Source organism: Allofournierella sp. (genome assembly GCF_048388525.1).
In the GTDB taxonomy this organism is placed as follows: Bacteria; Bacillota; Clostridia; order Oscillospirales; family Ruminococcaceae; genus BQOK01.
Map to the genome: position 1 here is coordinate 1 of NZ_DBGCTQ010000099.1, position 22,464 is coordinate 22,464.

General features: G+C 63.6%; 20 protein-coding genes and 1 pseudogene. 14 read left to right on the top strand and 7 right to left on the bottom strand.

Annotation, left to right across the window (positions count from 1 at the left end):
- Window positions 1–145 precede the first annotated feature (145 nt).
- Entirely contained in the window at window positions 146–997 is an 852-nt protein-coding gene (locus ACMLHZ_RS11860) for a DegV family protein (RefSeq protein WP_418667904.1), read from the bottom strand.
- Between the two features lie 219 nt (window positions 998–1,216).
- Here ACMLHZ_RS11860 and ACMLHZ_RS11865 point away from each other — a divergent pair, with 219 nt between their 5' ends.
- The 11 genes from ACMLHZ_RS11865 (at window position 1,217) to ACMLHZ_RS11915 (ending at window position 12,722) form a co-directional block, all read left to right on the top strand.
- Complete coding sequence (locus ACMLHZ_RS11865; protein WP_418667905.1) at window positions 1,217–2,125, top strand: DnaD domain protein; 909 nt, start codon at window positions 1,217–1,219, stop codon at window positions 2,123–2,125.
- A 4-nt stretch (window positions 2,126–2,129) separates the two neighbouring features.
- On the top strand, window positions 2,130–3,101 hold the full coding sequence (locus ACMLHZ_RS11870; RefSeq protein ID WP_418667906.1) for an ATP-binding protein: 972 nt from the start codon (window positions 2,130–2,132) through the stop codon (window positions 3,099–3,101).
- A gap of 64 nt (window positions 3,102–3,165) precedes the next feature.
- Window positions 3,166–4,536, top strand: coding sequence for an MATE family efflux transporter (locus tag ACMLHZ_RS11875; protein ID WP_418667907.1), 1,371 nt, complete (start codon window positions 3,166–3,168; stop codon window positions 4,534–4,536).
- 171 nt (window positions 4,537–4,707) lie between these two features.
- Window positions 4,708–5,685, top strand: coding sequence for a substrate-binding domain-containing protein (locus tag ACMLHZ_RS11880; RefSeq protein ID WP_418667908.1), 978 nt, complete (start codon window positions 4,708–4,710; stop codon window positions 5,683–5,685).
- 86 nt (window positions 5,686–5,771) lie between these two features.
- Window positions 5,772–6,851, top strand: coding sequence for a PhnD/SsuA/transferrin family substrate-binding protein (locus ACMLHZ_RS11885; RefSeq protein WP_418667909.1), 1,080 nt, complete (start codon window positions 5,772–5,774; stop codon window positions 6,849–6,851).
- A gap of 75 nt (window positions 6,852–6,926) precedes the next feature.
- Window positions 6,927–7,679, top strand: coding sequence for a phosphonate ABC transporter ATP-binding protein (phnC, locus tag ACMLHZ_RS11890; protein ID WP_418667910.1), 753 nt, complete (start codon window positions 6,927–6,929; stop codon window positions 7,677–7,679).
- Window positions 7,676–8,497, top strand: a complete 822-nt coding sequence (gene phnE / locus ACMLHZ_RS11895; protein ID WP_418667911.1) for a phosphonate ABC transporter, permease protein PhnE — start codon at window positions 7,676–7,678, stop codon at window positions 8,495–8,497. Before phnC ends, phnE (ACMLHZ_RS11895) begins: the two co-directional genes overlap by 4 nt.
- Window positions 8,498–8,507: 10 nt before the next feature.
- The gene (gene phnE, locus ACMLHZ_RS11900) at window positions 8,508–9,317 is read left to right on the top strand and encodes a phosphonate ABC transporter, permease protein PhnE (protein WP_418667912.1); all 810 of its coding nucleotides are present in this window, start codon (window positions 8,508–8,510) and stop codon (window positions 9,315–9,317) included.
- A 3-nt stretch (window positions 9,318–9,320) separates the two neighbouring features.
- On the top strand, window positions 9,321–10,847 hold the full coding sequence (locus ACMLHZ_RS11905) for a bifunctional metallophosphatase/5'-nucleotidase (RefSeq protein ID WP_418667913.1): 1,527 nt from the start codon (window positions 9,321–9,323) through the stop codon (window positions 10,845–10,847).
- Between the two features lie 59 nt (window positions 10,848–10,906).
- Window positions 10,907–11,686, top strand: a complete 780-nt coding sequence (locus tag ACMLHZ_RS11910; protein ID WP_418667914.1) for an inositol monophosphatase family protein — start codon at window positions 10,907–10,909, stop codon at window positions 11,684–11,686.
- Window positions 11,687–11,888: 202 nt separating this feature from the next.
- A complete protein-coding gene (locus tag ACMLHZ_RS11915) occupies window positions 11,889–12,722 on the top strand; it encodes a helix-turn-helix domain-containing protein (protein ID WP_418667915.1) in 834 nt (277 codons plus the stop codon).
- A gap of 68 nt (window positions 12,723–12,790) precedes the next feature.
- Here ACMLHZ_RS11915 and ACMLHZ_RS11920 read toward each other — a convergent pair whose 3' ends face one another.
- The 6 genes from ACMLHZ_RS11920 to ACMLHZ_RS11945 form a co-directional block, all read right to left on the bottom strand.
- Entirely contained in the window at window positions 12,791–15,343 is a 2,553-nt protein-coding gene (locus tag ACMLHZ_RS11920) for a heavy metal translocating P-type ATPase (RefSeq protein ID WP_418667916.1), read from the bottom strand.
- 95 nt (window positions 15,344–15,438) lie between these two features.
- On the bottom strand, window positions 15,439–16,245 hold the full coding sequence (locus ACMLHZ_RS11925) for a helix-turn-helix domain-containing protein (protein WP_418667917.1): 807 nt from the start codon (window positions 16,243–16,245) through the stop codon (window positions 15,439–15,441).
- A gap of 168 nt (window positions 16,246–16,413) precedes the next feature.
- Complete coding sequence (locus tag ACMLHZ_RS11930; protein ID WP_418667918.1) at window positions 16,414–16,896, bottom strand: hypothetical protein; 483 nt, start codon at window positions 16,894–16,896, stop codon at window positions 16,414–16,416.
- A 7-nt stretch (window positions 16,897–16,903) separates the two neighbouring features.
- On the bottom strand, window positions 16,904–17,545 hold the full coding sequence (locus tag ACMLHZ_RS11935; RefSeq protein WP_418667919.1) for a rubredoxin-like domain-containing protein: 642 nt from the start codon (window positions 17,543–17,545) through the stop codon (window positions 16,904–16,906).
- 151 nt (window positions 17,546–17,696) lie between these two features.
- Complete coding sequence (locus tag ACMLHZ_RS11940; RefSeq protein WP_418667920.1) at window positions 17,697–18,902, bottom strand: MFS transporter; 1,206 nt, start codon at window positions 18,900–18,902, stop codon at window positions 17,697–17,699.
- Complete coding sequence (locus tag ACMLHZ_RS11945; RefSeq protein WP_418667921.1) at window positions 18,899–19,477, bottom strand: ArsR/SmtB family transcription factor; 579 nt, start codon at window positions 19,475–19,477, stop codon at window positions 18,899–18,901. The genes ACMLHZ_RS11940 and ACMLHZ_RS11945 overlap by 4 nt, the downstream gene beginning before the upstream one ends.
- 244 nt (window positions 19,478–19,721) lie before the next feature.
- On the opposite strand from ACMLHZ_RS11945, the gene ACMLHZ_RS11950 reads away from it, so the two are divergent.
- The 3 genes and pseudogenes from ACMLHZ_RS11950 to ACMLHZ_RS11960 form a co-directional block, all read left to right on the top strand.
- Complete coding sequence (locus ACMLHZ_RS11950) at window positions 19,722–20,375, top strand: response regulator transcription factor (RefSeq protein ID WP_418667922.1); 654 nt, start codon at window positions 19,722–19,724, stop codon at window positions 20,373–20,375.
- Window positions 20,372–21,775 (top strand): HAMP domain-containing sensor histidine kinase, encoded by a 1,404-nt coding sequence (locus tag ACMLHZ_RS11955; RefSeq protein ID WP_418667923.1) that lies wholly within the window; start codon window positions 20,372–20,374, stop codon window positions 21,773–21,775. Before ACMLHZ_RS11950 ends, ACMLHZ_RS11955 begins: the two co-directional genes overlap by 4 nt.
- A 140-nt stretch (window positions 21,776–21,915) precedes the next feature.
- Window positions 21,916–22,464, top strand: a pseudogene (locus ACMLHZ_RS11960) (hypothetical protein); the annotation flags it as partial.

Sequence of the window (22,464 nt, forward strand, 5' to 3'; positions counted from 1 at the left end):
CTTTTCTTCTTTGCTTCGCATGATATATTTTCGTCGCATATTTTCTCTCTCCTTTTCCTTTATACTAACACAAAAAGATGGTAGGCACTTTCGTGTCTACCATCTTTTTACCACTTCACGTTTTTGCGCCGGGCTTTTCACTGGCCTATTCCTCGTAATAAAAGCAGCCGACCCCCACCGCGCCGGGGCCGGTGTGGCAGGCGATGCTCAGCGCCAGGGGCGCGGCCTGCACATTGCATTTTGGAAACCGTGTCTGCACGTACCGGTGCCATTTGCGGCCCAGCTCCTCGCTGCCGGTCCACGCCACGCCCAGGTGCATGGGCTTGCCCTCAAACCGCCCGGTCAGGTCCGCGCACAGCGCGTCCAGCATTTTTTCAGCCGCCTGGCGCATGCCCCGCACCTTGGCGTAGGCGTCCACCTGGCCGCCCTGGATCTGCAGCACCGGTTTAATGTTCAGCACCGTGCCGATGGCGGCCGCGCCCGGCGTGACCCGGCCGCCCTGTTTCAGGTATTTCAGGGTGTCGGCCGTCACATAAATGCTGGCGTCCAGCGCGTGCTCTTCCAGCCGCCGGCGGATCTCGGCCGCGGTAAACCCTCTGCCCGCCAACAGCACCGCGTCCTTCACCGCCTGCCGTTGTGTGAGCGAGATGCGCCGGTTGTCCGCCACCTCCACCCGGCCGCCATATTCACCCGCCAGGCTGCGGGCCGTGGCGCACCCGCTGGAAAGGGCGCTGGTCATGGGGATGTGCACGATCTCATCGTGGGTCTTCAGCAGCTCCTCCCACAGGCCTGTCACCTCACCGGGGCTGGGCTGGCTGGTGGTGATCCCGGCCCCGGCGGCCTGTCTTGCGTAAAACTCAGCGGCGCTCAGGTCCACCCCCTCGTACAGCCATCTGCCGTCGATGCAGAACGGCATGGGCAGGGTGTACACCCCCAGCTTCTTCGCCTGTTTTTCAAAAATCCCGCTGTTGCTGTCGGTCACCACGGCGATCTTCATCTTGTAGCCCCATCCTTCTGCCTGCCAGGGCGGCCGCAGCGCCCGTACTCTGTGTGTTCAAGAAGTATGGTATCATTCAGGGCTGCGTTTGTCAAACGCAGCCCTTCCCGGGCGCGGGGCGCGGCCCCCAAAAAAGCGCTGGCATTGCCGCGGGGCATGTGCTATAATTATGCTGTATTTTTATGCGCTGAACGGCGCCAAAGGAGCGCGGCTTTTTTCATGACCTATCGTTTGATCCCGCAAAACGGCGATACCGTGCCGGTGCCCCAGCTGGTGTTCGCCGCCCTGCCCCGGGCGGGCGGCGAACTGGTGCGGGTGGCCCTTTATATCCTCGCCACCCACAGCACCGACCCCAAGGATATCGCCCACGCCCTTGGCCTGAAAAATGCGCAGGCCGCGCAAAAAGCGCTGGACTTCTGGTTCGGCGCGGGCCTTTTGGAGCCCGAGCAGCCGGTCCGGGGGCCGGCCCCCGAGCCGGAAAAGGCCGCCCCCCTCACCGCCGAGGAGCTGCGGCTGGCCGCCATGCACGACCCTGTGGTAAGCATGCTCGCCACCGAGGCCCAGAACTACCTGGGCAAGGCGCTGGGTCAAAAGGATATCCAGCGCCTTGTGTCGCTGTACGTGAACGAGAGCATCCAGCCCGAGGTCATTTTGCTCTGTGCCGCGCACATCGCCTCAAAGGGGCGCCACTCGGTGGGGCAGCTCGAGCGTGAGTTGGACCGCTGGGCCGAGGCCGGGGTCACCGGCGGCCAGGAGGCCGAGCAGTACCTGCAGCTGCTGGCCCAGCGCGAAAAGCGTGAAAAGGCGGCCGCGGGTCTTCTGGGCGTTGACCCGGCCGACCTGACCATGGCGGACAAGCGCTGCATCCGCCGCTGGTACGAGGAATACCGTTACACCGACGCCATGGTGGAGGAGGCGGTGCTGCACGCCGGCGCAAACAAGGACGCAAAATATGTAAATGGCATTTTAAAAAGCTGGCACGCCAAGGGCTGGCGCACCCCGGCCGACGCGCGCGGCGCCGGCCAGCTGGAGGGCAGCAACATCCGTGTGGACCGCGCCGCCCCCAGCGGCAACGACATCCTGCGCCGCGCCGTGAACCGGCCCCTGCGCTTAAAACGGGAGGAATAACGCCATGCGCACCAAGACTGAACTTTACCGCGAGGCCAAACGCCGGGTCGAAAGCCGCCGCCAGCAGGCCGTGACCGAAGCCGTTGCGCGCCGCGCGGCCGCACTGGCAGCCATTCCCGGTCTGGAATCCGCCGAGCAGCAGGTCCGCCTGCTGGGGCTCAAGGCGGTGCAGCTTGCCGCCCAGGGCGCCGGCGAGGGCGCGGTGACGGACGCCCAGTCCACCCGGGCGCTGGCCCAGGCCGAGCTCGACCGCCTGCTGGCCGCCCATGGCTATGGCCCGGGCAGCCTGGCGCCAAAATTCACCTGTCCCTTTTGCCAGGACACCGGCCTTGCAAAAGGGCGGCTGTGCGAATGTGTGGGCCGGGCGGCCCGCGATCTCCGCCGGGAGGAAATCAGCGCCGGGTCTCCCTTGGCCCTGTGCACCTTCGGGACCATGCAGCTGCGCTATTATCCCGACCGGCAGGACCCCGACACGGGCGTCAACATCCGTGCGTACATGGGCGAGACCCTGGCCGCCCTGGGGGAATACGCCGATGCCTTCGATCTCAAAAGCGCCAACCTGCTCATCACCGGCAATGCGGGCCTGGGCAAGACCCACGCTTCCCTTTCCATCGTGGACCGGGTGCTGAAAAAGCAGTGGGACGCCATTTATATCAGCGCGCAGAACCTTTTCAGCCAGCTGGAGCGCGAGCGCTTTTCAGACAATTGCTCCCTGCTGGAGGCGGTGCGCGAGGCCGACCTGCTGGTGCTGGACGATCTCGGCACCGAGCACGTCAACCCCTATATGCTCAGCTGCTTTTACGACATTCTGAACACCCGCATGCTGGAGCGCCGCCCCACCATCTACACCTCCAACATTGTGGACGGGCAAAAGTTCGAGGCCCGCTACACCGAAAAAATTGCCAGCCGCCTGGCCGGCAGCTGTGAGCCGGTGCTCTTTCTGGGCGACGACATCCGCCCCCTGCTCCACCCGTAACGCGCCATCATAAAAAGAAACGCCGTCCGGCGTTTCTTTTGTTTTGAGCGAAGAAAGGAATTATATGGAAATTTCCGAGCAAAACATCATGGGCACAAAGCCCATCACGCCCCTTTTGCTGGGCATGTCCTTTCCCATTATGATCAGCATGCTGGTGCAGGCCCTTTACAACGTGGTCGACAGCATCTTTGTCGCCCGCCTGTCAGACGCCGCCCTCACCGCGGTGAGCTTTGCCTATCCGGTGCAGATGCTTACCATCGCCGTGTCGGTGGGCACCAGCGTGGGCGTCAACGCCCTCTTGAGCCGCCGCCTGGGCGAGGGCAACCGCGGGGCCGCCGAAAAGGTGGCCCACAACGGCATTCTGCTAATGTTTGTCAGCTGGGCCGTGTTCGCGGTGTTCGGCCTGCTGGGCTCCGGGCTGTTTTTCAGCTTTTTCACCGATAACCCGGCCATCGCGGTGGACGGTGCGGCCTACCTGCGCACCTGCCTGGTGTTCAGCCTGGGCATGTTTTTGCAGATCTGCCTGGAACGCCTGATCCAGGTCACCGGCCGCACCGTGTTCCAGATGCTCAGCCAGCTCTCGGGCGCGGTTGCCAACATCGTGCTGGACCCCATCCTCATCTTCGGCCTGCTGGGCGCGCCCCGCATGGGCGTGCTGGGGGCCGCCGTTGCCACCGTGCTGGGGCAGACCCTGGGCTGCATCGTGTGCTTTGTGCTGAACCTCAAATACAACACCGAGGTGCGGCTGCACTGGCGCGGCCTGAAATTCGACTGGCCCAGCGTGCGGGGCATCTACGATGTGGGCCTGCCCAGCATCATCATGCAAAGCATCGGCAGCGTGATGAACTTCGGCATGAACAAAATCCTCATCACCTTTTCCGAAACCGCCGTGTCGGTGCTGGGGGTATACTTCAAGCTGCAAAGCTTTGTGTTCATGCCTGGCTTTGGCCTTACCAACGCCCTCGTGCCCATCGTGGGCTACAATTACGGCGCCCGCAACAAAGAGCGCATCAAAAAAAGCATCAAGGTGAGCCTTGTTATCATGACGATCATCATGGCGGTGGGCACCTTGATCTTTCAGGTATTTCCCGGCGCGCTGCTGTCCATGTTCGGCAGCGGGGGCGATCTCGCCCGCATCGGCGAGCCCGCGCTGCGCATCATCAGCCTCAGCTTTTTGCTGGCGGGCGTGGCCATCGTGTTCAGCAGCCTGTTCCAGGCCCTGGGCGAGGGGCTTTTAAGCCTTGCCATGAGCGTGTTCCGCCAGCTGGTGGTGCTGCTGCCCGCGGCATGGCTGCTCTCCTTTACCGGCAGCCTGGTCGCGGTGTGGTTCAGCTTTTTCATCGCCGAGGCCACCAGCATCCTGCTGGCGCTGGGCTTTTTCCGCCACACCTACAAAAATAAGATTCAAAAGCTCGAAACACTGCAGTTTCACTGATCGTCCCGCGCCTATGCAAGGCAGGCGGCCTCCAAAGGGCCGCCTGCCTTTTTTCTGCGCTCTGCACTTTTAAAAAGTTTATATTTTAGTAAATTTTAAGTAAATAATATTGACTTGCAAATCACCGATGATATAATCGAATCAAGAAGAATTTTAGGGAGGCATGCACACATGGCCACCATTAACGATGTTGCGCAGGCGGCCCGCGTATCGGCCGCCGCCGTCTCCCGGGTTTTAAATAAAGACGATCGCATCTCGGTCAGTCCCGAGGTGCGCGCCCGCATTTTCCAGGCGGCGCACACGCTGGGGTATGTGTCGCCCCGGCAGCGCCGGGCCGCCCAGCACAAAACTCATCTTACCATCGGCGTGGCGGACTGGCGGATCATCCGGCCCGACCGGCCGAATGTGCGTTTGTCCTCGCTCTCCTGCCTTGTGCAAATGATGACCGATCAATACGAAGTCGCTTTTGTTCGCCTTACGTTCGGCCAGCCCCAAACGGTGGACGGCGTGATCGCCTTTGGGGTCTTCAGCGCTGCCGAACTGGATTTTTTGCGCACCCTCTCCTTTGCCATTGTGTTTGTTAACTCCGACCAGCACAATTACGAGTTCGACCAGGTGCAGGTGGATTTTGACCGCGGCCTGGAAGAGATGGCCGCCTATCTGTTGGACCAAAAGCGTTACACCGGCATTGGCTACATCGGCGGGGTATACGACGGCAAAAACGGAAAGATCGGTCTGCACCGCGTCGCCGGGCTGCGGCGTGTGCTGGAAAGGCGCGGGATCTATGATCCCCGCACCTTCCACCTGGGCGAGATCAGCCGCGACAGCGGCTATGAACTGGCCAAAAAGGCCGCACGGGAAAACGCCCTGGCCGAAGCCATGCTGCTGGGCAGCGACCAGGTGGCCGAGGGCGCGCTCGAGGCCTTTCGCGAGCGCGGGTTCCGCGTTCCCAAAGACGTGGCCGTGATCATTTACCAGGATCTCCAGACCCTCGAGAGCAAATGGCCCACCGGCACCTGCATCGAGATGTTCCCCGACTATGTGTGGGAAAATGCATTGGAGCTTTTGTTCAGCCGCATCCATCAGCGCCGGGTGCAGGCCGTCACTGTTACGGTGCCCACCCGCATCAAGATCGGCGATACCGCCTGATCCCCTCGTTTGCAAGGAAGTCTTTCCTTACAATACAGCGCAATTCCTTGTTCGATCATGTTATAAATGACTAGGAGGAACATCAGATGAAAAAGACCGTATCTCTCCTGCTGGCCGGCGCGCTGTGCGCCGGTCTGTTGGCTGGCTGCAGCCAGCCGGCCAGCGTCCCGCAGAGCACCGGCTCCACCCCCGCCGGCGCTCCCTCGCAGGCCGCCAATCAGGCGATCGAAAAACTCAGCATTGCTTTCGTTCCCTCCCGCGAGCCCGAGGAGATCATCACCGCCACCGAGCCTCTCAAGGAAATGCTCACCGGCGAGCTGGCGGCCCTGGGGTACGACGTCAAGACCGTGGACATCACCGTAGGCACCAGCTACGAGGCTGTGGGCGAGGCCCTGTCTGCCGGTACCGCCGATGTGGGCCTGATCCCCGGCGGCACTTATGTGCTATACGATGACGGCTGCGACGTTCTGCTCACCGCCACCCGCGACGGCCTGTCCATCGACTCTGACAGCGCTAAGGACTGGAACGACAATGCGCCTACCCAGCCCACCACCAACCAGGTCACCAGCTACCGCGCGCTCATGATTGCCGGCCCCTCCGAAAAGGGCAAGGCCCTGGCCGCCAAGGTCAACGCCGGCGAAGATCTCACCTGGGAAGATGTGAGCGGCGTAAACTGGAGCGTTGCCAACTCCTCCTCCCCGGCCGGTTACATTTATCCGTCTCTGTGGCTGCAGGAAAAGTATGAAAAAAACATCACTGACCTGCCCCACGCCGTGCAGTCCGATTCTTACGGCAGCGCCTTTGCCCGCCTTGCCTCCGGCCAGGTAGACGTGCTCTGCACCTACGCCGACGCCCGCCGCGACTACGAGGATAAGTGGACCAGCGAGTACTCCATGACGGCCAGCATCTGGGAAGACACCGCCGTCATCGGTGTGACTCCCGCCATTTACAACGACACCATCAGCGTCAGCAAGTCCTCGCCCATCATGGACGACGCCTTCAAGGCTGCCCTTTCCCAGGCCTTCATCAACATCGGCAACACCGAGGAAGGCAAGGCGGTCATCGCCATCTACAGCCACAAGGGCTACATGACGGCCAACTCCGCTGACTACGACTCCGAGCGCGCCGCCCAGAAAATGATCCAGAGCCTGAACAGCGCCGGCTAATCCGCCAAATAGAATGATCTGGAAGAGGGAGGAAGCAGGCCGCTTTCTCCCTCTTTTGGAATGGAGATGGAACAGATGATTCAATTCGACAACGTAAGCAAGCGTTACCCCAACGGCTTTGAGGCGCTGCGGCACATCGACCTGACCATCGAACAGGGGGAATTTGTGGCGATCATCGGCCTTTCCGGCGCGGGCAAGTCCACCCTGATCCGCACCATCAACCGAATGCACGATATTTCCGGGGGAACTCTTGCGGTGGACGGCATCAACGTGATGGATCTGCACGGCCGCAGCCTGCGCGCGTTCCGCCGCCGCATCGGCATGATCTTTCAGTCCTTCAACCTGATCACCCGCACCACGGTCCTCAAAAACGTGCTCACCGCCTTTGTTCCCGACCTGCCCTGGTGGCGCGCCGTCCTCGGCATTTTTACGCGCGCCGAAAAAACCCGGGCCCTGGAAGCGCTCGATAAGGTGGGCATTCTGGACAAGGCCTTTGTGCGCGCCGACCAGCTCTCGGGCGGTCAGCAGCAGCGGGTCGCCCTGGCGCGCACCCTTGCCCAAAACCCCCAGATCATCTTGGCCGATGAGCCGGTGGCCTCGCTTGACCCCGTAACGGCAAAGCAGGTCATGGATGATTTCTTGCGCATCAATCGCGAGCTCAAGATCACCGTTCTGTTGAACATCCACCATGTGGATCTGGCTTTGCAGTACGCCACCCGCGTGGTGGGCATCCGTGCCGGTGAGATCGTGTACGACGGCCCTGCCGGCCAGGTGGATCAGGCGGCTCTGGACGCCATCTATCAGGGCAAACAGGAGGAACCGTCATGAGCCTGTACGATAAGCTCTTTCCGCCAAAGGTCATTCCCCTGCCAAACGGCAAGCAGGCTTCCAAACCCCGCTCCCGCGCGCCCTTGGCAATTCTGGTCCTGCTGGCGCTCTCGGTGCTTTCGATCCGGGTCACCGGGTTTGACATGCAGGTGCTGGTGAGCCGTATCAAGGAATTTTTTGTGATACTGGGTCAGATGGTCCCTCCGGAATGGAGTTATATGCCCCAGATCTGGCAGCCCCTGTTCGACACCATCAAAATGTCTTTGCTGGGCTCGGTGATCGGCTCGTTGCTGGTGATCCCCTTTGCCATGCTCGCCTCCACCAATATCATCCACAATCGGGTAGTGGTCGGCGCCATGCGGCTGCTGCTCAGCATCATCCGCACTCTGCCCACCCTGGTGTGCGCTCTCATCGCCACCTATATGTTTGGTCTTGGCACACTGGCAGGCACCACCGCCATTGCCATCTTTACCTTTGCCTACATCGGCAAGATCCTGTACGAGGAGATCGAAACGGTGGACATGGGCGCGTTCGAGGCCATGGAGGCCATGGGCGCCACCAAGCTTCGGGCCTTTGTCAGCTCCATCGTGCCCCAGGTGCTGCCCTCCTACCTCTCCAACTGCTTGTTCTGCTTCGAGGGGAATGTGCGGTACGCCTCCATTCTGGGCTATGTGGGGGCCGGCGGCCTGGGTCTGCTTTTGAACGAAAAAATCGGCTGGCGCGAGTACTCCAGCGTGGGCATGATCCTGCTGGCCCTGTTCGCAACCGTATTTGTGATCGAATCCATCAGCCGCGCCGCGCGCAAACGGCTGGTGTAAGGGGGCTGCCATGAACGAACGAATTGAACGCGCTTATGCACAGCGCCCCCGCAAATGGGTGTTCGAGCTCTGCACCGCGCTGGTGGTGGCCGCCCTGCTCGTCTGGAGCTGCACCGCACTCGAAACCAGCGGCACCACCCAAAGCGGCTCCAAGATCGCGCTGAACATTCTTTCCGGCATTTTCCATCCCGACACACGTCTGCTGTTCAGCTTCACCACCCAGGGGGTCCCCTATCTGCTGCTGGAAACCATCTGCATCGCTTTCCTGGGCACGGTGGTGGGCGCCGTCATCTCCATTCCTCTGGCGTTTCTCTCTGCCTCCAACCTCACACCCCGGCCGGTGGCCTTTTTGGGCCGCATGATCATCATGGCCGTGCGCACCGTGCCTGCTTTCGTGTATGGTCTTATGTTCATCCGCGTCACAGGGCCCGGCGCTTTTGCGGGCCTGCTCACCATGTCGCTCTGCTCCGTGGGCATGGTCAGCAAAATGTACATCGAGGCTATCGAGGATCTGGATGTCCGGGTCCTGGAATCGCTGGACGCCGCAGGCTGCACCTCCTGGCAGAAGATCCGCTACGGCATCCTGCCCCAACTGTTGCCAAATTTCGCCTCCACGGCCATCTATCGGTTCGACATCAACCTTCGCGACGCCACCGTTTTAGGCCTGGTGGGCGCGGGGGGCATCGGCGCTCCCCTCATCTTCGCTATGAACAGCTACCGCTGGAACGAGGCGGGCGCCATTCTGGCCGGGCTGATCGTGCTGGTGCTGATCGTGGAATGGATCTCCACCAAGATCCGCGTAAAGCTGGCCCGGGGGTAAACGATGAAACAAACTTTTCAGATCTGCTACACCTCCGACACCCACGGTCATGTCTTCCCCGTCAACTACGCCGCCCATTCCCCCGAGGCCTCCGGCCTGCTGAACCTTGCCTGCCAGGTTGGAAAGGACGGCGACACCCTGCTTCTGGACGGCGGTGATTCCCTGCAGGGCACCCCTCTTTCCCAGTACTATCTCGATCATTCCGCAGCCTGCGCGGTCCATCCCATTGCCGCGGCCTTCAACGCGCTGGGGCTGGACTATTTCACCTTGGGCAATCATGATTTCAATTTCGGCTATGAAGCTTTAAAAAGCTATCTCTGCGCCATGAACGCCGTGTGCCTGTGTGCAAACCTGCAGGACCTAAAGGGTGAGCTTCCCCTACGCGCCGAAGCGGTCCACACTCTGGCAAGCGGCCTGCGGGTGGGGATCACCGGCGTTGTGACCGACCATGTGAACGTGTGGGAACAGCCCCAAAACCTGGAGCATCTGCGCGTCACGGACACGTTCCAGGCCGCCAAAGCCGCGCTTGCCCGCCTGCGCCCTTTGTGCGAGGTGTGCGTGTGCATCTACCACGGCGGCTTTGAAAAGGATCTCGCCACCGGGCGCACCCTCTCCTCCAGCGGCGAAAATATTGCCTGCAAAATGGCCCGTGAGCTCAATTTCGATCTTCTTTTGACCGGCCACCAGCACATGGCTGTGGAGGGGGTGCGGCTTGGCGGTACCTATGCCGCGCAGCCCCCCGCGGGCGCCGGCCAATACCTGCGTGTAAAGGGTGTTTACAGCGGCGGCGCCTGCCGTTTTTCCTCTGCTCTGCTACCCGTCGGGCGGCGCCATCCTGCCCAGCCTTATCAGGATCTGCTCGGTCTGGAAGAAAAAGTCCAGGCTTGGCTGGACCAGCCCATCGGCACGCTGCACGCCCCCATCCCCCCTGAAGAAAAGCTTTCCTCCGCCCTCTATGGCAGCCAGGTGGCTGCCCTGTTCAACCAGGTCCAGCTGGCCGCCACCGGCGCAGATTTTTCCTGCACCAGCCTGGGCAACGCCCCGGTGGGCCTTGCCTCCCCTGTGACCATGCGCGGGGTGACCTCGGCCTATCTTTTTTCCAACACACTGGTGGTGCTGCAGGTCACCGAGCCGGTTCTGCGGGCCGCGCTGGAGCGGTGCGCCGCGTATTTCACCTTAAAAAACGGCCGGCCCGCGGTGTCGGAAGCATTTCTTCTTCCCAAGATCGAGCACTACAACTACGACTTTTTCGCGGGCCTTGCCTATACCTTCGATCTGCGCCGGCCGGTGGGCAGCCGGGTAACGCGCCTTGCCAGGCTGGGCGGCGCGCCCCTGGGCCCCGGCCCCTTTAGCCTTTGCACCAGCAATTACCGGGCCACCGGTACCGGGGGCTACGAGGCCCTTCGCGATTGCCCGGTGCTGTGGCGCGGAAGCACCGAAATGCCCGAGCTGGTCGCGCGCTATATCCAGGCCCACAGCCCTCTGCCCCCCCTTCATAACGCTGACCTGGAGGTCGTGTGGCAGGCTTGACAAACCCGCGGCGCCGTGGTTTGATAAGGTAGATTCCAGCTTTAGAGAGGAAGCGCTGTATGGACCGGTTCGAACTTGCGCAAAAACTTATTTTACAGGCGGGGGCCGCGCTTCGCCAAAGTCATCTGGAAAGCGGGGCCGTCTGGCAGAAAACAGGCCACCAGGACCTGGTCACCCGGTGGGACAAAGAAACCGAGCAATTTCTGCGCCAGGGGCTTCTGTCCGCCTGCCCCGGCGACACCATTGTGGGTGAGGAATATCCGCCCGCTCTGCACAGCACCCGGGGGGCGGTGTGGTATCTCGACCCCATCGACGGCACCACCAACTTCGTCAACCAACACAGCAATTACGCCGTTTCCATCGGGTGCTACCAAAACGGTGCGCCGCTTTTCGGGCTGGTGCTGGACGTGGAACGTCAGCTGCTCTATACTGGCCGCAGCGGCGGCGGCGCATTCTGCAACAATGAACCGATCCATGTGGCGCCCCACACCCGGATTCCCGAGCTTCTGCTCTACACGCCCGATGTCCTGCGCACCTTTTTGGCACAGCATCCCGCCCGTGGGGGCCTTGTTCGCCTGGCCGAAGCGGTGCGCTGTGTGCGCAGCCTCGGCTCCGTGGCGCTGGAGCTCTGCGCCGTGGCCGCCGGTCAGGCCGATCTGTTTGTGACCCTGTGCTCTTCCCCCTGGGACCACAACGCCGCGCGCATCATTCTGGCCGAAGCCGGCGGCTGCATCTGCGATCTTTCCGGCAAGCCGTTTTCTGCCGATGCCCACAGCACCGTTCTGGCCGCCAATTCAGCCCAGGTTCTTGCCCGGGCGTTAAACGAATATATCCTTTAAAAAACGGGCTGCTCCGGCAAGCCGCGCTCCCATCGATGTTGCGTATTTCCTGTTGTCCGGTTTTGGGGTGCTTCACGCCGGCACGGCCCGTTTTTTGGGCATTCTACCAGCGGTTTACCCGCCTGTTCGCCAAACCTTCGATTGCCTGCAGGGCCGCTTGCCTGTATAATAAGGTCATCAAACAGGAAGTGGGAGGAAACACATGGAAAACCAAAAGATCGGCGCGTTTATCTGCGGGGCGCGCAAGGCCAGGGGGCTCACCCAAAAACAGCTCGCCGAGGCCCTGGGCGTCACCGATAAGGCCGTCAGCAAATGGGAGCGCGGGGTGAGCTGCCCCGATATCTCGCTGCTCACCCCCCTGGCCGGGGCGCTGGGTGTCGCGGTTACCGAGCTTTTGGCGGGCGAACCTCAAGCCGCTCCCGTGCCCGAGGCGGAGGCTCAGGTCCAGACCGCCCTCACCTATTCTGCCTCGGTGGCCGGGCAACGCTGGGCTCGGGCGCGCTGGTATGGGTTTGTGGGGCTTACCTTTTCCTGTCTGGCGGCCGCGTTCATCTGCTTCATCTGCGACTTTGCCACCAGCGAACGCTTGAGCTGGTCGTTCATCGTGCTTTCCTCGCTGGTGCTGGGCTGGGCGGTATCCGCTCCGCTGCTGGCAGCCCGCAGGGGGCGGATCCTTAAGGCGATGCTTGCGCTCACCCTCCTCCTTCTACCCTATCTCGGCAGCCTGAGCCTTGTGCTGGGCCAGCCCGCCGTTTTCAAGCTGGGCGCCGCCATCGGCCCCCTCTCGCTGGCGTATTTGTGGCTGGCCTTTCTGCTGTTCAAAAAGCTGCCCGGTCACCGGTGGACGGCGGGCGGTATTTTGGTGGTGCTGGCCCCTCCGCTTAATATGGCCGTCAACGGCCTGATCGAGCGCGTTCTTCCGGGCCAGGGCTCCTCCAGCGATTTTCTCATCAACCTTGTCTCCTGCCTTTTGCTGGGCGCCTTTTGCTTTGGCGCCGATCTGATGCTCGCTTTGGGGCGGCGGAAGGGGTTTTGAACACCGGGCATATAAAAGAGGGGGCTCCTTTTAAAAGGAGCCCCCTCTTTTATATGCCTGGCGCCGCCTCACTGCACCCCGGTCACCTGGTAGCCCTCGGCCTCCACGGTGGCCTTGAGCACCTCGTCGTCCACGGGTGTGTTCAGGGTCACGGTGGCGCTCTTTGCCTCCAGGTCGGCGAGCGCCTCGGTCACGCCGGGCACGCCCCGCAGGGCCTTTTCCACCCGGGCCGTGCAGTGCCCGCAGGCCATTCCCTCAATGTGGATCGTTTTTTGCATATTCGTTTCTCCTTTCACCGGCACGGGGGCCGGATCCGCGTTCTTATTTTCCACAGGCGCGGGGGCAGGGGCCCCGTGTGCCTGCTTTGCCTTGAAAAAGTTCAGCCGCAGCGCGTTGCTCACCACGCACACGCTGGAAAGGCTCATGGCCGCAGCGCCCAGCATCGGGTTCAGCACCAGGCCGAAGCCGTACAGCGCGCCGGCCGCCACCGGGATGCCTACGGTGTTGTAGAAAAACGCCCAGAACAGGTTTTCCTTGATGTTGCGGATCGTCGCCTGCGACAGGCGCAGCGCATTCACCAGATCCCACAAATCGCTCTTCATCAGCACCACGTCCGCGCTGTCGATCGCCACATCGGTACCCGCGCCAATCGCAATGCCGATGTCCGCCCTGGCAAGGGCCGGCGCGTCGTTGATGCCGTCGCCCACCATGGCCACCTTATGGCCCCCGGCCTGCAGCTGCCGCACCTGCGCCTCCTTGTCCTGGGGCAGCACCTCGGCCACCACCTGCCCAATTTCCAGCTGCCGCTGGATGGCGGCCGCCGTGCGGGCGTTGTCGCCCGTCAGCATCACCACCGCAAGGCCCATGGCCTGCAGCTCCTTGATCGCCGCCCCGCTGGTGGGCTTCACCGGGTCGGCCGCGGCCACGATCCCCAGCAGGGTGCGCCCGCTGCCAAAATACAGGGGGGTCTTGCCCTGGTTTGCCAGCGTGTGGGGCGTATCGCCCACCCCTTCCAGCGGGATCCCCTTTTCTTCCATCAGGCGGGCGTTGCCCGCATAGTAGGTCTTACCCAAAAGGGTCGCCTTCAGGCCCCGGCCGGGCAGCGCCTCGAACCGCTCCACCGCGGGCAGCTCTTTTTCGCCCGCGGCCGCCAGGATCGCCTCGGCCAGCGGGTGCTCGCTGGGCTTTTCCAGCGCGGCCGCCAGCTCCAGCAGCTCGGCCTCGGTCTGGCCGGCCAGCGGGATCAGGTCGGTCAGCACCGGCCGCCCCTCGGTGATGGTGCCGGTCTTGTCCAGCACGATGGTATCCACCTTGTGGGCGTTCTCCAGCGCCTCGGCGTTCTTGTACAGAATGCCCAGCTTCGCGCCCTTGCCGGTGCCCACCATGATCGCCACCGGGGTCGCCAGCCCCAGCGCGCAGGGGCAGCTGATCACCAGCACCGCAATGGCCCGTGCCAGCGCAAATTCCAGGGTCTGCCCCAGCGCCAGCCACACCACAAACGCCGCCGCCGCGATCACCATCACCACCGGCACGAACACGCCGCTCACCTTGTCGGCAAGCTTTGCGATGGGCGCCTTGGTGGCGCCGGCGTCCTGCACCAGGGCGATGATCTGGGCCAGGGTGGTGTCCTGCCCCACCTTTTCAGCTTTGAAGGCAAAGCTGCCCGCCTTGTTGATGGCGGCCGCGATCACCCGGTCGCCCGGCCCCTTTTCCACCGGAATGCTCTCGCCGGTAAGGGCCGCCTCGTCCACGCTGGACATACCCTCCAGCACCGTGCCGTCCACCGGGATGCGCATACCGGGCTTGATGACCACCGTGTCCCCGATGGCCACCTCCTCCACCGGCACCTCCACCTCGGCGCCGCCCCGGCGCACCAGCGCGGTCTTGGGCGCAAGGTCCATCAGCGACTTGATGGCAGCCCCGGTGCGGCCCTTGGCCCGGGCCTCCAGGTACTTGCCCACCGTGATCAGGGTCAATATGGTCCCCGCCGATTCAAAGTACAGATCCATCCGGTAGCGGTCCACCAGCTCCATATCGCCGATGCCGAAGCCCCAACCCATGCGATACAGGGCAAAAACACCGTACACCACCGCCGCGCCGCTGCCCAAAGCGATCAGGCTGTCCATATTGGGGCTGCGCTTTGCCAGGCTTTTAAATCCCACGATAAAAAACTTGCGGTCCATATAAAGGATGGGCAGCACCAAAAGCAGCTGGGTGAGCGCAAAGGGGATCGCCCCCGCCCGCCCGTGCAAAAAGTGCGGCGCCGGCAGCCCCATCATATGCCCCATCGAAACATACATCAGCGGCGCCAGAAACGCCACCGACACGATCAGCCGGGTCCTCATGCTCTTCAGTTCCGCCTGCGCCGGGTCCTGTTCCGGCGCCCCTCCGGCGGGCGCGGCGCCCTTCGTCCCCACAGGCCTTGCGCCGTAGCCCGCGCCCTCCACCGCCCGGCAGATGGCGTTTTCGTCCACCGCCGCGCCGTCGTATTCCACCTGCATCGAGTTCGCCAGCAGGTTCACCTGGGCGCTTTCCACGCCCTCCAGCTTGTTCACGGCCCGCTCCACCGCCGCCGAACAGGCCGCGCAGCTCATGCCCGTCACGTCAAATTTTTGCTTCATGCTCTCTCCTCTTTCGGCCTTTCCCCCGCCGCTGCCCGCCCGGGCAAAAGCGGCGGTTTTTCCGCCCTGTTTAGTTTTCTCTGCGGGCGCCCGCTCTATACTCCGCCGTTTTCCCGCGGTGCCTCCGGGCAGCAGGCGGGCGGCGCAATGGGCCCAAACAGCGCCTGCACGGCGTCCGCCTTGTCCTGCATCCGCCGCGCTTCCTCCCGCCGCGCCTGCCGGCGCAGGGTCTCGGCCAGGCTCAGCAGGGTGGCCCGCAGTGCCTTGCTCTGGGCCGCCAGGGTGCCGCGCTCCAGCTGTTCCGCCTGTGCAAGCCGCCCCATCTGCCGCAGCACAGCCGCCCGCAGGCTCATCCCCTCCTGGTTGCAGCTGGGCAGGTGGCCCAGCGCCTCCATGGCGGGCTCATACTTCCCCTGCTCTGCATAAAGCCGGGCCAGCATCTGCCAGGCACTGCGGCGCTGCTCCTCGTCCGGCAGGGCCGTGGCACTGCGAAACAGCCCCGCCGCCCGTTCCAAAAGCCCTTCCTCCCGCCCGCCGTACCGGGCATACAAAAAGCCCACCCGAAATGCCAGGGTCAGGTCGGTGGGGTATTGGCGCAGCCGCTCCTCGCACAGGGCGGCCGCCTGTTCCCTCTCTCCCTCCTCAAAGCGGCGGCGGGCCGCCGTGCACAGGGTGTCGATCTCCTCGGCCGTGAGCTCCGGCCGGAAATTCAGCAGATCGTTTGCAGTACAGCCCAGCGCCCGGGCCAGCGGGCACAGCAGCGCCACATCCGGCAGCGCGCCGCCGGTCTCCCACTTGCTCACCGCCGCGCTGCTGATCCCCAGCCGGCCCGCAAGCTGCCCCTGGGTCATCCCCTTTGCCTTGCGCAGCCGCTGCACGGTCCTGCCCACGGTCTGTTCCACATGCTCCACCGCCCTTCATTATTTCCATGATACCACGCTTTTCCCGCCCGCACAATGGAGGCTCGTTCAAACCAAACCGAGTTTTTTTCAACCTTGCTTCAAGTTTTCATCTCAAAAATCAAGGGCGCGGGGAAAGCCCCGCGCCCTTGATTGATTTCTATAAACGCCTTACAGCAGCTCCAGCAGCTTCCGGGCCGCGCCGGCCGGGAAGTCCCCTGGCTGCGGCTCGGCCAGCAGGCCCTCCAAAAAGGCCTTTGCCTCGCCGCTCTGGGGCACCATGTAGCCCGCCTCGCGCAGCAGATCCTCCGCCATCAGCTGGTTCGATTGCGCCAGCGCCCGGGCAAACTGCCGCTGCACAGGGCTTTCGGCCCGGTCGGCCAGCCCCTGGACCAGCGTCTGCTGGCGCGCCTTGGCGGCGGCCAGCGCACGCAGGCGGGCCTTCACCTCGCCGGTCTTGTTCTGCTGGGGCGGCAGGGTCTCCGGCACCAGCGAGATCGCGCCGCTGGGGCAGGCGTCCACACAGGCGCGGCAGCCCCGCACGCACTTGGAAAAATCGATCTGCCCGTTCTCGGTGTCCGTGGCCCCGGTGGGGCACACATACAGGCACAGGCAGTCCTTGGTGCACAGCCGGATATTCCGCACAGCATGCATCGTCTCTTCAGCCCCTTTCCACTTTTGCCAGCTTGAAGCTGGGCACCTTGCACACCGGGCAGACGGCCGGCGGCGTTTCTCCCACGTACACAAACCCGCAGATCTCGCACACATATACATTGGTGCTTTGGGTCAGCCCATCGCTCTGCTCGCGGTACTGCTGCAAAAGCGATTCCAGCATCCGGGTCACCTTTTCGCTCCACACCAGCGCGCGCTTGGCGCCCCGGTCCCCCGCCGCCGCGGCGCCGTCGTTCGCCGCCGGGTAGCCCCGCTCCAGGTCCTGCTGCACCATGCCCAGCAGCTCGTCAAAATCACCCCCGGCCGCCGGCTCCATCCGGCCCGCATACCATTCGGCCAGCTCGCGGAACAACTCCGCCTCCCGGGCCCTGTACTGTTTTTCACAGCCCTTTGCCAAGTTCACGCACAGCGCGTGCAGCTCGGCCGCGCTCATGGGGCGCAGCTCCTCCGCCTCCGGGGCGGGGGGTGCCGCGGCAGAAGCAGGGGCCGCGGGCGCGCCGCCCTGCGCCTTAAATGCGCTTTTCGGCGCGTGGCACAGCGGGCAGGTCCACCCCTCGGGCAGCGCTTCCCAGGGGCCCTGCTCCGCCTCGTCGTACACATACCCGCAGATGGAACAAACATACTTTTTCAAAATTCAGTTCACCGCCTTTTTATATTCGCCGTTCCGTTTTCCAACACTCTGCCTGTATATTATCAATAATAATAACTATTTACTGTGACAAACTCACAAAACCCCTCCTGCAACCCCATGGGCGGGCGCAAAACACGCCCGCCCACTTCCCTTATTCTGTTTTGCGCGCCGTGCGCCGCAGCACTGCGCCGGTCAGGGCCATGCCCGCCAAAAACAGCCCGGCCCCCCATTGCCAGAGCGCGGGCACGCCCAGCCGGTCGGCAGACAGGCTGGCAAACAGGCTCCCCGCAAAGCCTCCGATCTGCAGCGCAAAGCCCTGGCCGCTCAGCAGGGTGGCCCGCATCTCGGGGGGCGCCGCGGCGTTAATGGCCACGCTCTGGGCCGTGGTCGCCACGCCGAACACAAGGTAAGCCGCAAGGTACGCCCCCGCAAACAGCACCGGGCCGCCCGCAAGGCTCAGCGCCGCCACCGCCAGGCCGAACAGCCCCGCAAAAGCCAGGTAGACCCCGCGCGGGCTGCGCCGCGCCAGCAGCCGCTCCGCCAGAACGCTGCCCAGTGCCGACACAGCAAAATACGCAAACCCCAGCACCCCCAAAAGCCAGGAAAAGCGTTCGCCGGGCAGCAGCGCCGCAAAGCGCGGCTGCCAAAAGGTTTCGATCAGCGCCAGCACCACGCCCGTGAAGAGGGTCGAGCCCAGCAGCACCGGCAGGGCGGGGCTGGCCGCGCAGGCCCGGCGCAGGGCGGCCATGGGGCGCCTGGGGCCCGCGCCCTCCCCCTTTGTTCCGGCTGGCCGCGCTTCCCGGGTCGAGGCCCCCGCCCCCAGCGCCGCCAGGGTCAGCAGCAGGGCGGCGGGCAGCACCGCGCCGCCGCCCCGGCCCGCGAAAGCCTGCCCGGCCCAATTGAGTCCTCCGCCCAGCAGCGAGCCCACCGCATAGCCCGCCGTTCCCCACAAATTCAGCCGCATGGCTGCCCGGGGCAGGCCGCCCGCCGCGTGTGCGGCCAGGCACGTGTCGATGTACAGCGCGTCCATACTGCCGCTGGCCAGCGCCTTTGCCACACCGTACAGCACCAGCGCCCCATACAGCGGCGCCGTTCCCCGCGCCGCCCAAAACAGCGTCAGAGCAAACGCATAGCTGCACTGTGCCAGCAAAAACACCCGCTTGCGCCCCAGCAGGTCCGCCAGGACCCCGCTGGGCACCTCCAGCAAAAAGGCGGCGGCGGAATACAGTGCCAGCCCGGCCGCCAGCTGTGCCAGGGTCAATCCCTTTTCCAGCGCCAGCAGGCTCATCACCGGCACCAGCACCCCGCGCGCCAGGGCGTCCAGCCCAACAGCCGCAAGCGCCCTGCCGGGTCTCATGTCGTCTCCCCCGCCGCATAGGCGATCACCGCGTATTCGTAGGGAACGGTGCCCTCCCGCGGCCGGTCGTGCGCGGCAAAAAACGCCAGCAGCGTTTCCTGCAGCCCGGCCGCCTCTGCCTTTGTCAGGTGGATCACGCCGGTCATGGTGTCGCCGTCACCCGGGCCGGGGGCCTCTCCCCGCTCCTCCAACTCCCGCACGGCGCGCATCATGCGGCCGTAGATCCCATTCACCGCATCCTGCATCAGGGCGTTTTTCATCTCAGCCGCCGCGGGCTCGGTGTCCCGCAGGCAGATGTCCGCCGGCGCGGCCTCGTAATACTTCGCGGTCAGGCCGTGCACCAGCTCGGTGCGCGCCAGCCGCACCAGTCCGATCCTTTCCAGCGCCGCCAGGTGGTGCCCCGCGCTGGAGGGCGCGATCTGCAGCCTGTCGGCCAGCTGCTTTGCGGTCATGCCCGCCGGGGCCAGCGCCAGCAGCTGCAAAATGCGCTGGCGCAAAGGGTGCACATAGGCGCGCAGCTCCTTCTCGGTCTGCAGCCAGATCTGTTTGCGGCCGTTCTTTTCGGTGATCTCCATCGTCTCTTCCTCCCCTAAGCCGTTCATAACATTTTTTGTTATGTTGTTGCCGCAAGTATATCATAACATAAACTGTTATGTCAAGGTTTTTTGTCTTTTCCCCGCTTCGCTTTTCCTGCAAAATACGTTCCTCTTTTTTCCGCCCCCTTAACAACTTCATCATAAACATGTAATATAGTAGGCAAAAGTACCGCGGCGGCCGCAGGATCCGGACCTTCCGCCGCAGAAAAGCGAGGTGGTCACCTTGGCAAAGATCCTGATCGTGGAAGACGAGATTTCCATCAACGAACTGATCCGCCGCAATCTGCAGCTCGTGGGCCATGCCTGCTCCAGCGTGTTCAGCGGCCCCGCGGCGCTGGAACGGCTCAGCCGCGAACCGGTGGATCTGATGCTGCTGGACGTGATGCTGCCGGGGCTCAGCGGCTTTGAGGTATACGAACAGGCCAGGCAGACCCCCACCATTTTTCTCACGGCAAAAAGCGGCCTGCCCGACCGGGTACGCGGCCTCACCATGGGCGCGGACGACTACATCTCAAAGCCCTTCGAGATGCTGGAACTCCTGGCCCGGGTGGAAGCTGTCCTGCGGCGCACCATGAAAAGCCGCGCCTGTTTTGAGCTGGACGGCATGAAGATCGATTTCGACAGCCGGCAGGTCTTTCTTCGGGGAAGCGCGGTGGATTGCACCCCCAAGGAATACGCGCTGCTGGAAACCCTGGTGAACAACCGGAACATTGCGCTCTCCCGCGAGCGGCTGCTGGAACTGGTCTGGGGCTACGATTTCGAGGGCGATACCCGCACGGTGGACGTGCACATCCAAAAACTGCGCAAAAAGCTGGAGCTGGAAGGCCGGATCAAGACCGTCTACAAGCTGGGCTACCGGCTGGAGGCCGCCCCATGAAAACGCGCACCTTTTTGACCACCCTGGTGTTGTTCTTGCTGTTTTTCAACGGCGCCATCTGCGCGGTCACCATATTCTCTCTGAAAAGCAGCTTGGGCACGGCAAAGGAGCAGCGTCTCGCCGAGCACTATGTGGTCGCCTCCGCCCTGTTGCAGGACATGCAGGCCCTGCACGGCCGCGGCGCGGACCCTGCTGCCTCCCTGGCCCAGCTCATGCGCCCCTATGGCCAATTTTACACAAAACACGGCGGCGGTTTCTTGGTCTATCGCGGGCAGGAGTGCCTCTATTCCAGCGTCTCGGATCCAGAGGCCCCCCTCGCCGATCCCGCCGCTCCGGCCGCGGGGCAGGACCGGCTCCTCACCGTCCAGCAGACCGATCCTTTTTATCTCAGCGTCGCCGGGCGATTGGCCCCCCCGTTCGAGGATTACGTGCTGGTCTACCAATCCCGCCTTTCCCAGACCATCCACGCCTGGCGGCGGCTCTGCAGGCTTTTGTATCTGGCGGGGGCCGTGTGTTCGCTGCTTCTGGCGCTCTGCCTGCTGCTGCTTGTAAGCCGGCTGTTCCGCCCGCTGGAACAGATCCACGCCGCCTCGCAGCAGATCGCCCGGGGCGAATACGGCAGGCGGCTGACGGTGCGCGGCCGGGATGAACTGGCCGGGGTCGCCCAAAGCTTCAACCACATGGCAGCCGAGATCGAGGCGCAGATGGCCGCCTTGAACCAGGCGGCCGCTCAAAAGCAGCAGTTTGCCGACAACCTGGCCCACGAGCTGCGCACCCCTCTCACCGCCATTTACGGCTATGCCGAGTACCTGCAAAAAGCGGCCCTCACCGAGACCGACCGCCAGGCCGCGACCGGCTACATCCTCTCCGAGTGCAGGCGCCTGCAAAACCTGGCGGCCCAGCTGCTGGAAACGGCGGTGGTGCGCGCCGACGGCGCCGCGCTGCAGCCGGTCGACACCGCCGCCCTGTTTGCCGCGGTGCGGCGCACCCTGCAGCCCAAGGCCGAAAAGCTGGGCGCTCAGATCACCTTCTGCCCGCAGCTGCCCACCCTTCGCGGTGACCCCGCCCTGCTGGAAAGCCTGCTGATCAACCTGGTCGAAAACGCCCTCAACGCCTGCTCCCGGCATCCCCGGATCCTTGTGCAGGCGGTCAGCGAGGGGGGCCGCGCCCTTCTGCGCGTGCAGGACAACGGCCGCGGCATGACCGGCGGGGAGCTCGCCCGCATAAAAGAGGCGTTTTACCGGGTCGACAAAGCCCGCAGCCGCGCGGCCGGGGGCGCGGGGCTCGGCCTCGCCCTCTGCGAGCAGATCGCCGCCGCCCACGAGGCCGGGCTGGTGTTCGATTCCGCTCCGGGCCAGGGCACCACCGTCACCCTGTGTTTTCCCGCCTGTTCCCCTTAAAAGGCCCGGCTGTTTTTTTAAAGTTTTACAACATCTTAAAATCCGGCTTATAACTCCATGATCCCGCCGGGTTATCCTTTTTTCACAGCGGCGGCGCCCCTGCCGCCGCAAAATAAAGCCAAGGAAAAGGAGTAATTGTTATGGATCACACTCACACCCGCAAAAAAGGCTTCGGCAAGGCCGCGCTGGCCGCGCTGGCCATGATCGCCACCAGCGTTTTGCTCTTCGGCTACTTCTCCCAAAGCGTGCTCGCCGCCGATCTGGGCAGATCCCAGACCATTCCCACCAGCTATGCGGCCGCCCCGGCCGAGCTCACCCCGCCCACGGGTTATCAAAAGGCGGATTACACCATCACAGCCGATCCCCTCTGCCCCGACCAGGCGGGCAGCCAGGCTCTCACCATGGAGCAGGCGGCCGAGCTGGGCGCGCAGATGCTCTGGGAAGTATATGGCGCGGATCTCAGCGGCGCCACCATTTACATGGGCTACAGCAGCGGCACCGAGACCTTTCCCCGCGCGTTCTGGTCCGGCGACGTGCGCTTTGGCTCCTCCCGCACCCCCCAGGACCCCGGCTTCACTTTCTCTCTGGACGCCGTGACCGGCGAGCGCTTCAGCGCCTGCCAAAGCCGCGTCCTCGATGTGGAGCTGGATCTCGGCCTGGACGCCGCTCTGGCCGAAAATCCCCAGGAA

Coding starts and splice junctions, on each gene's coding strand:
- ACMLHZ_RS11920 (WP_418667916.1), bottom strand. CDS start 15,343: ATGAAGCAAAAATTTGACGTGACGGGCATGAGCTGCGCGGCCTGTTCG.
- ACMLHZ_RS11940 (WP_418667920.1), bottom strand. CDS start 18,902: ATGAGACCCGGCAGGGCGCTTGCGGCTGTTGGGCTGGACGCCCTGGCG.
- ACMLHZ_RS11870 (WP_418667906.1), top strand. CDS start 2,130: ATGCGCACCAAGACTGAACTTTACCGCGAGGCCAAACGCCGGGTCGAA.
- ACMLHZ_RS11885 (WP_418667909.1), top strand. CDS start 5,772: ATGAAAAAGACCGTATCTCTCCTGCTGGCCGGCGCGCTGTGCGCCGGT.
- ACMLHZ_RS11875 (WP_418667907.1), top strand. CDS start 3,166: ATGGAAATTTCCGAGCAAAACATCATGGGCACAAAGCCCATCACGCCC.
- ACMLHZ_RS11955 (WP_418667923.1), top strand. CDS start 20,372: ATGAAAACGCGCACCTTTTTGACCACCCTGGTGTTGTTCTTGCTGTTT.
- ACMLHZ_RS11860 (WP_418667904.1), bottom strand. CDS start 997: ATGAAGATCGCCGTGGTGACCGACAGCAACAGCGGGATTTTTGAAAAA.
- ACMLHZ_RS11905 (WP_418667913.1), top strand. CDS start 9,321: ATGAAACAAACTTTTCAGATCTGCTACACCTCCGACACCCACGGTCAT.
- ACMLHZ_RS11930 (WP_418667918.1), bottom strand. CDS start 16,896: ATGCATGCTGTGCGGAATATCCGGCTGTGCACCAAGGACTGCCTGTGC.
- ACMLHZ_RS11865 (WP_418667905.1), top strand. CDS start 1,217: ATGACCTATCGTTTGATCCCGCAAAACGGCGATACCGTGCCGGTGCCC.
- ACMLHZ_RS11910 (WP_418667914.1), top strand. CDS start 10,907: ATGGACCGGTTCGAACTTGCGCAAAAACTTATTTTACAGGCGGGGGCC.
- ACMLHZ_RS11945 (WP_418667921.1), bottom strand. CDS start 19,477: ATGGAGATCACCGAAAAGAACGGCCGCAAACAGATCTGGCTGCAGACC.
- ACMLHZ_RS11880 (WP_418667908.1), top strand. CDS start 4,708: ATGGCCACCATTAACGATGTTGCGCAGGCGGCCCGCGTATCGGCCGCC.
- phnE (WP_418667912.1), top strand. CDS start 8,508: ATGAACGAACGAATTGAACGCGCTTATGCACAGCGCCCCCGCAAATGG.
- phnE (WP_418667911.1), top strand. CDS start 7,676: ATGAGCCTGTACGATAAGCTCTTTCCGCCAAAGGTCATTCCCCTGCCA.
- phnC (WP_418667910.1), top strand. CDS start 6,927: ATGATTCAATTCGACAACGTAAGCAAGCGTTACCCCAACGGCTTTGAG.
- ACMLHZ_RS11915 (WP_418667915.1), top strand. CDS start 11,889: ATGGAAAACCAAAAGATCGGCGCGTTTATCTGCGGGGCGCGCAAGGCC.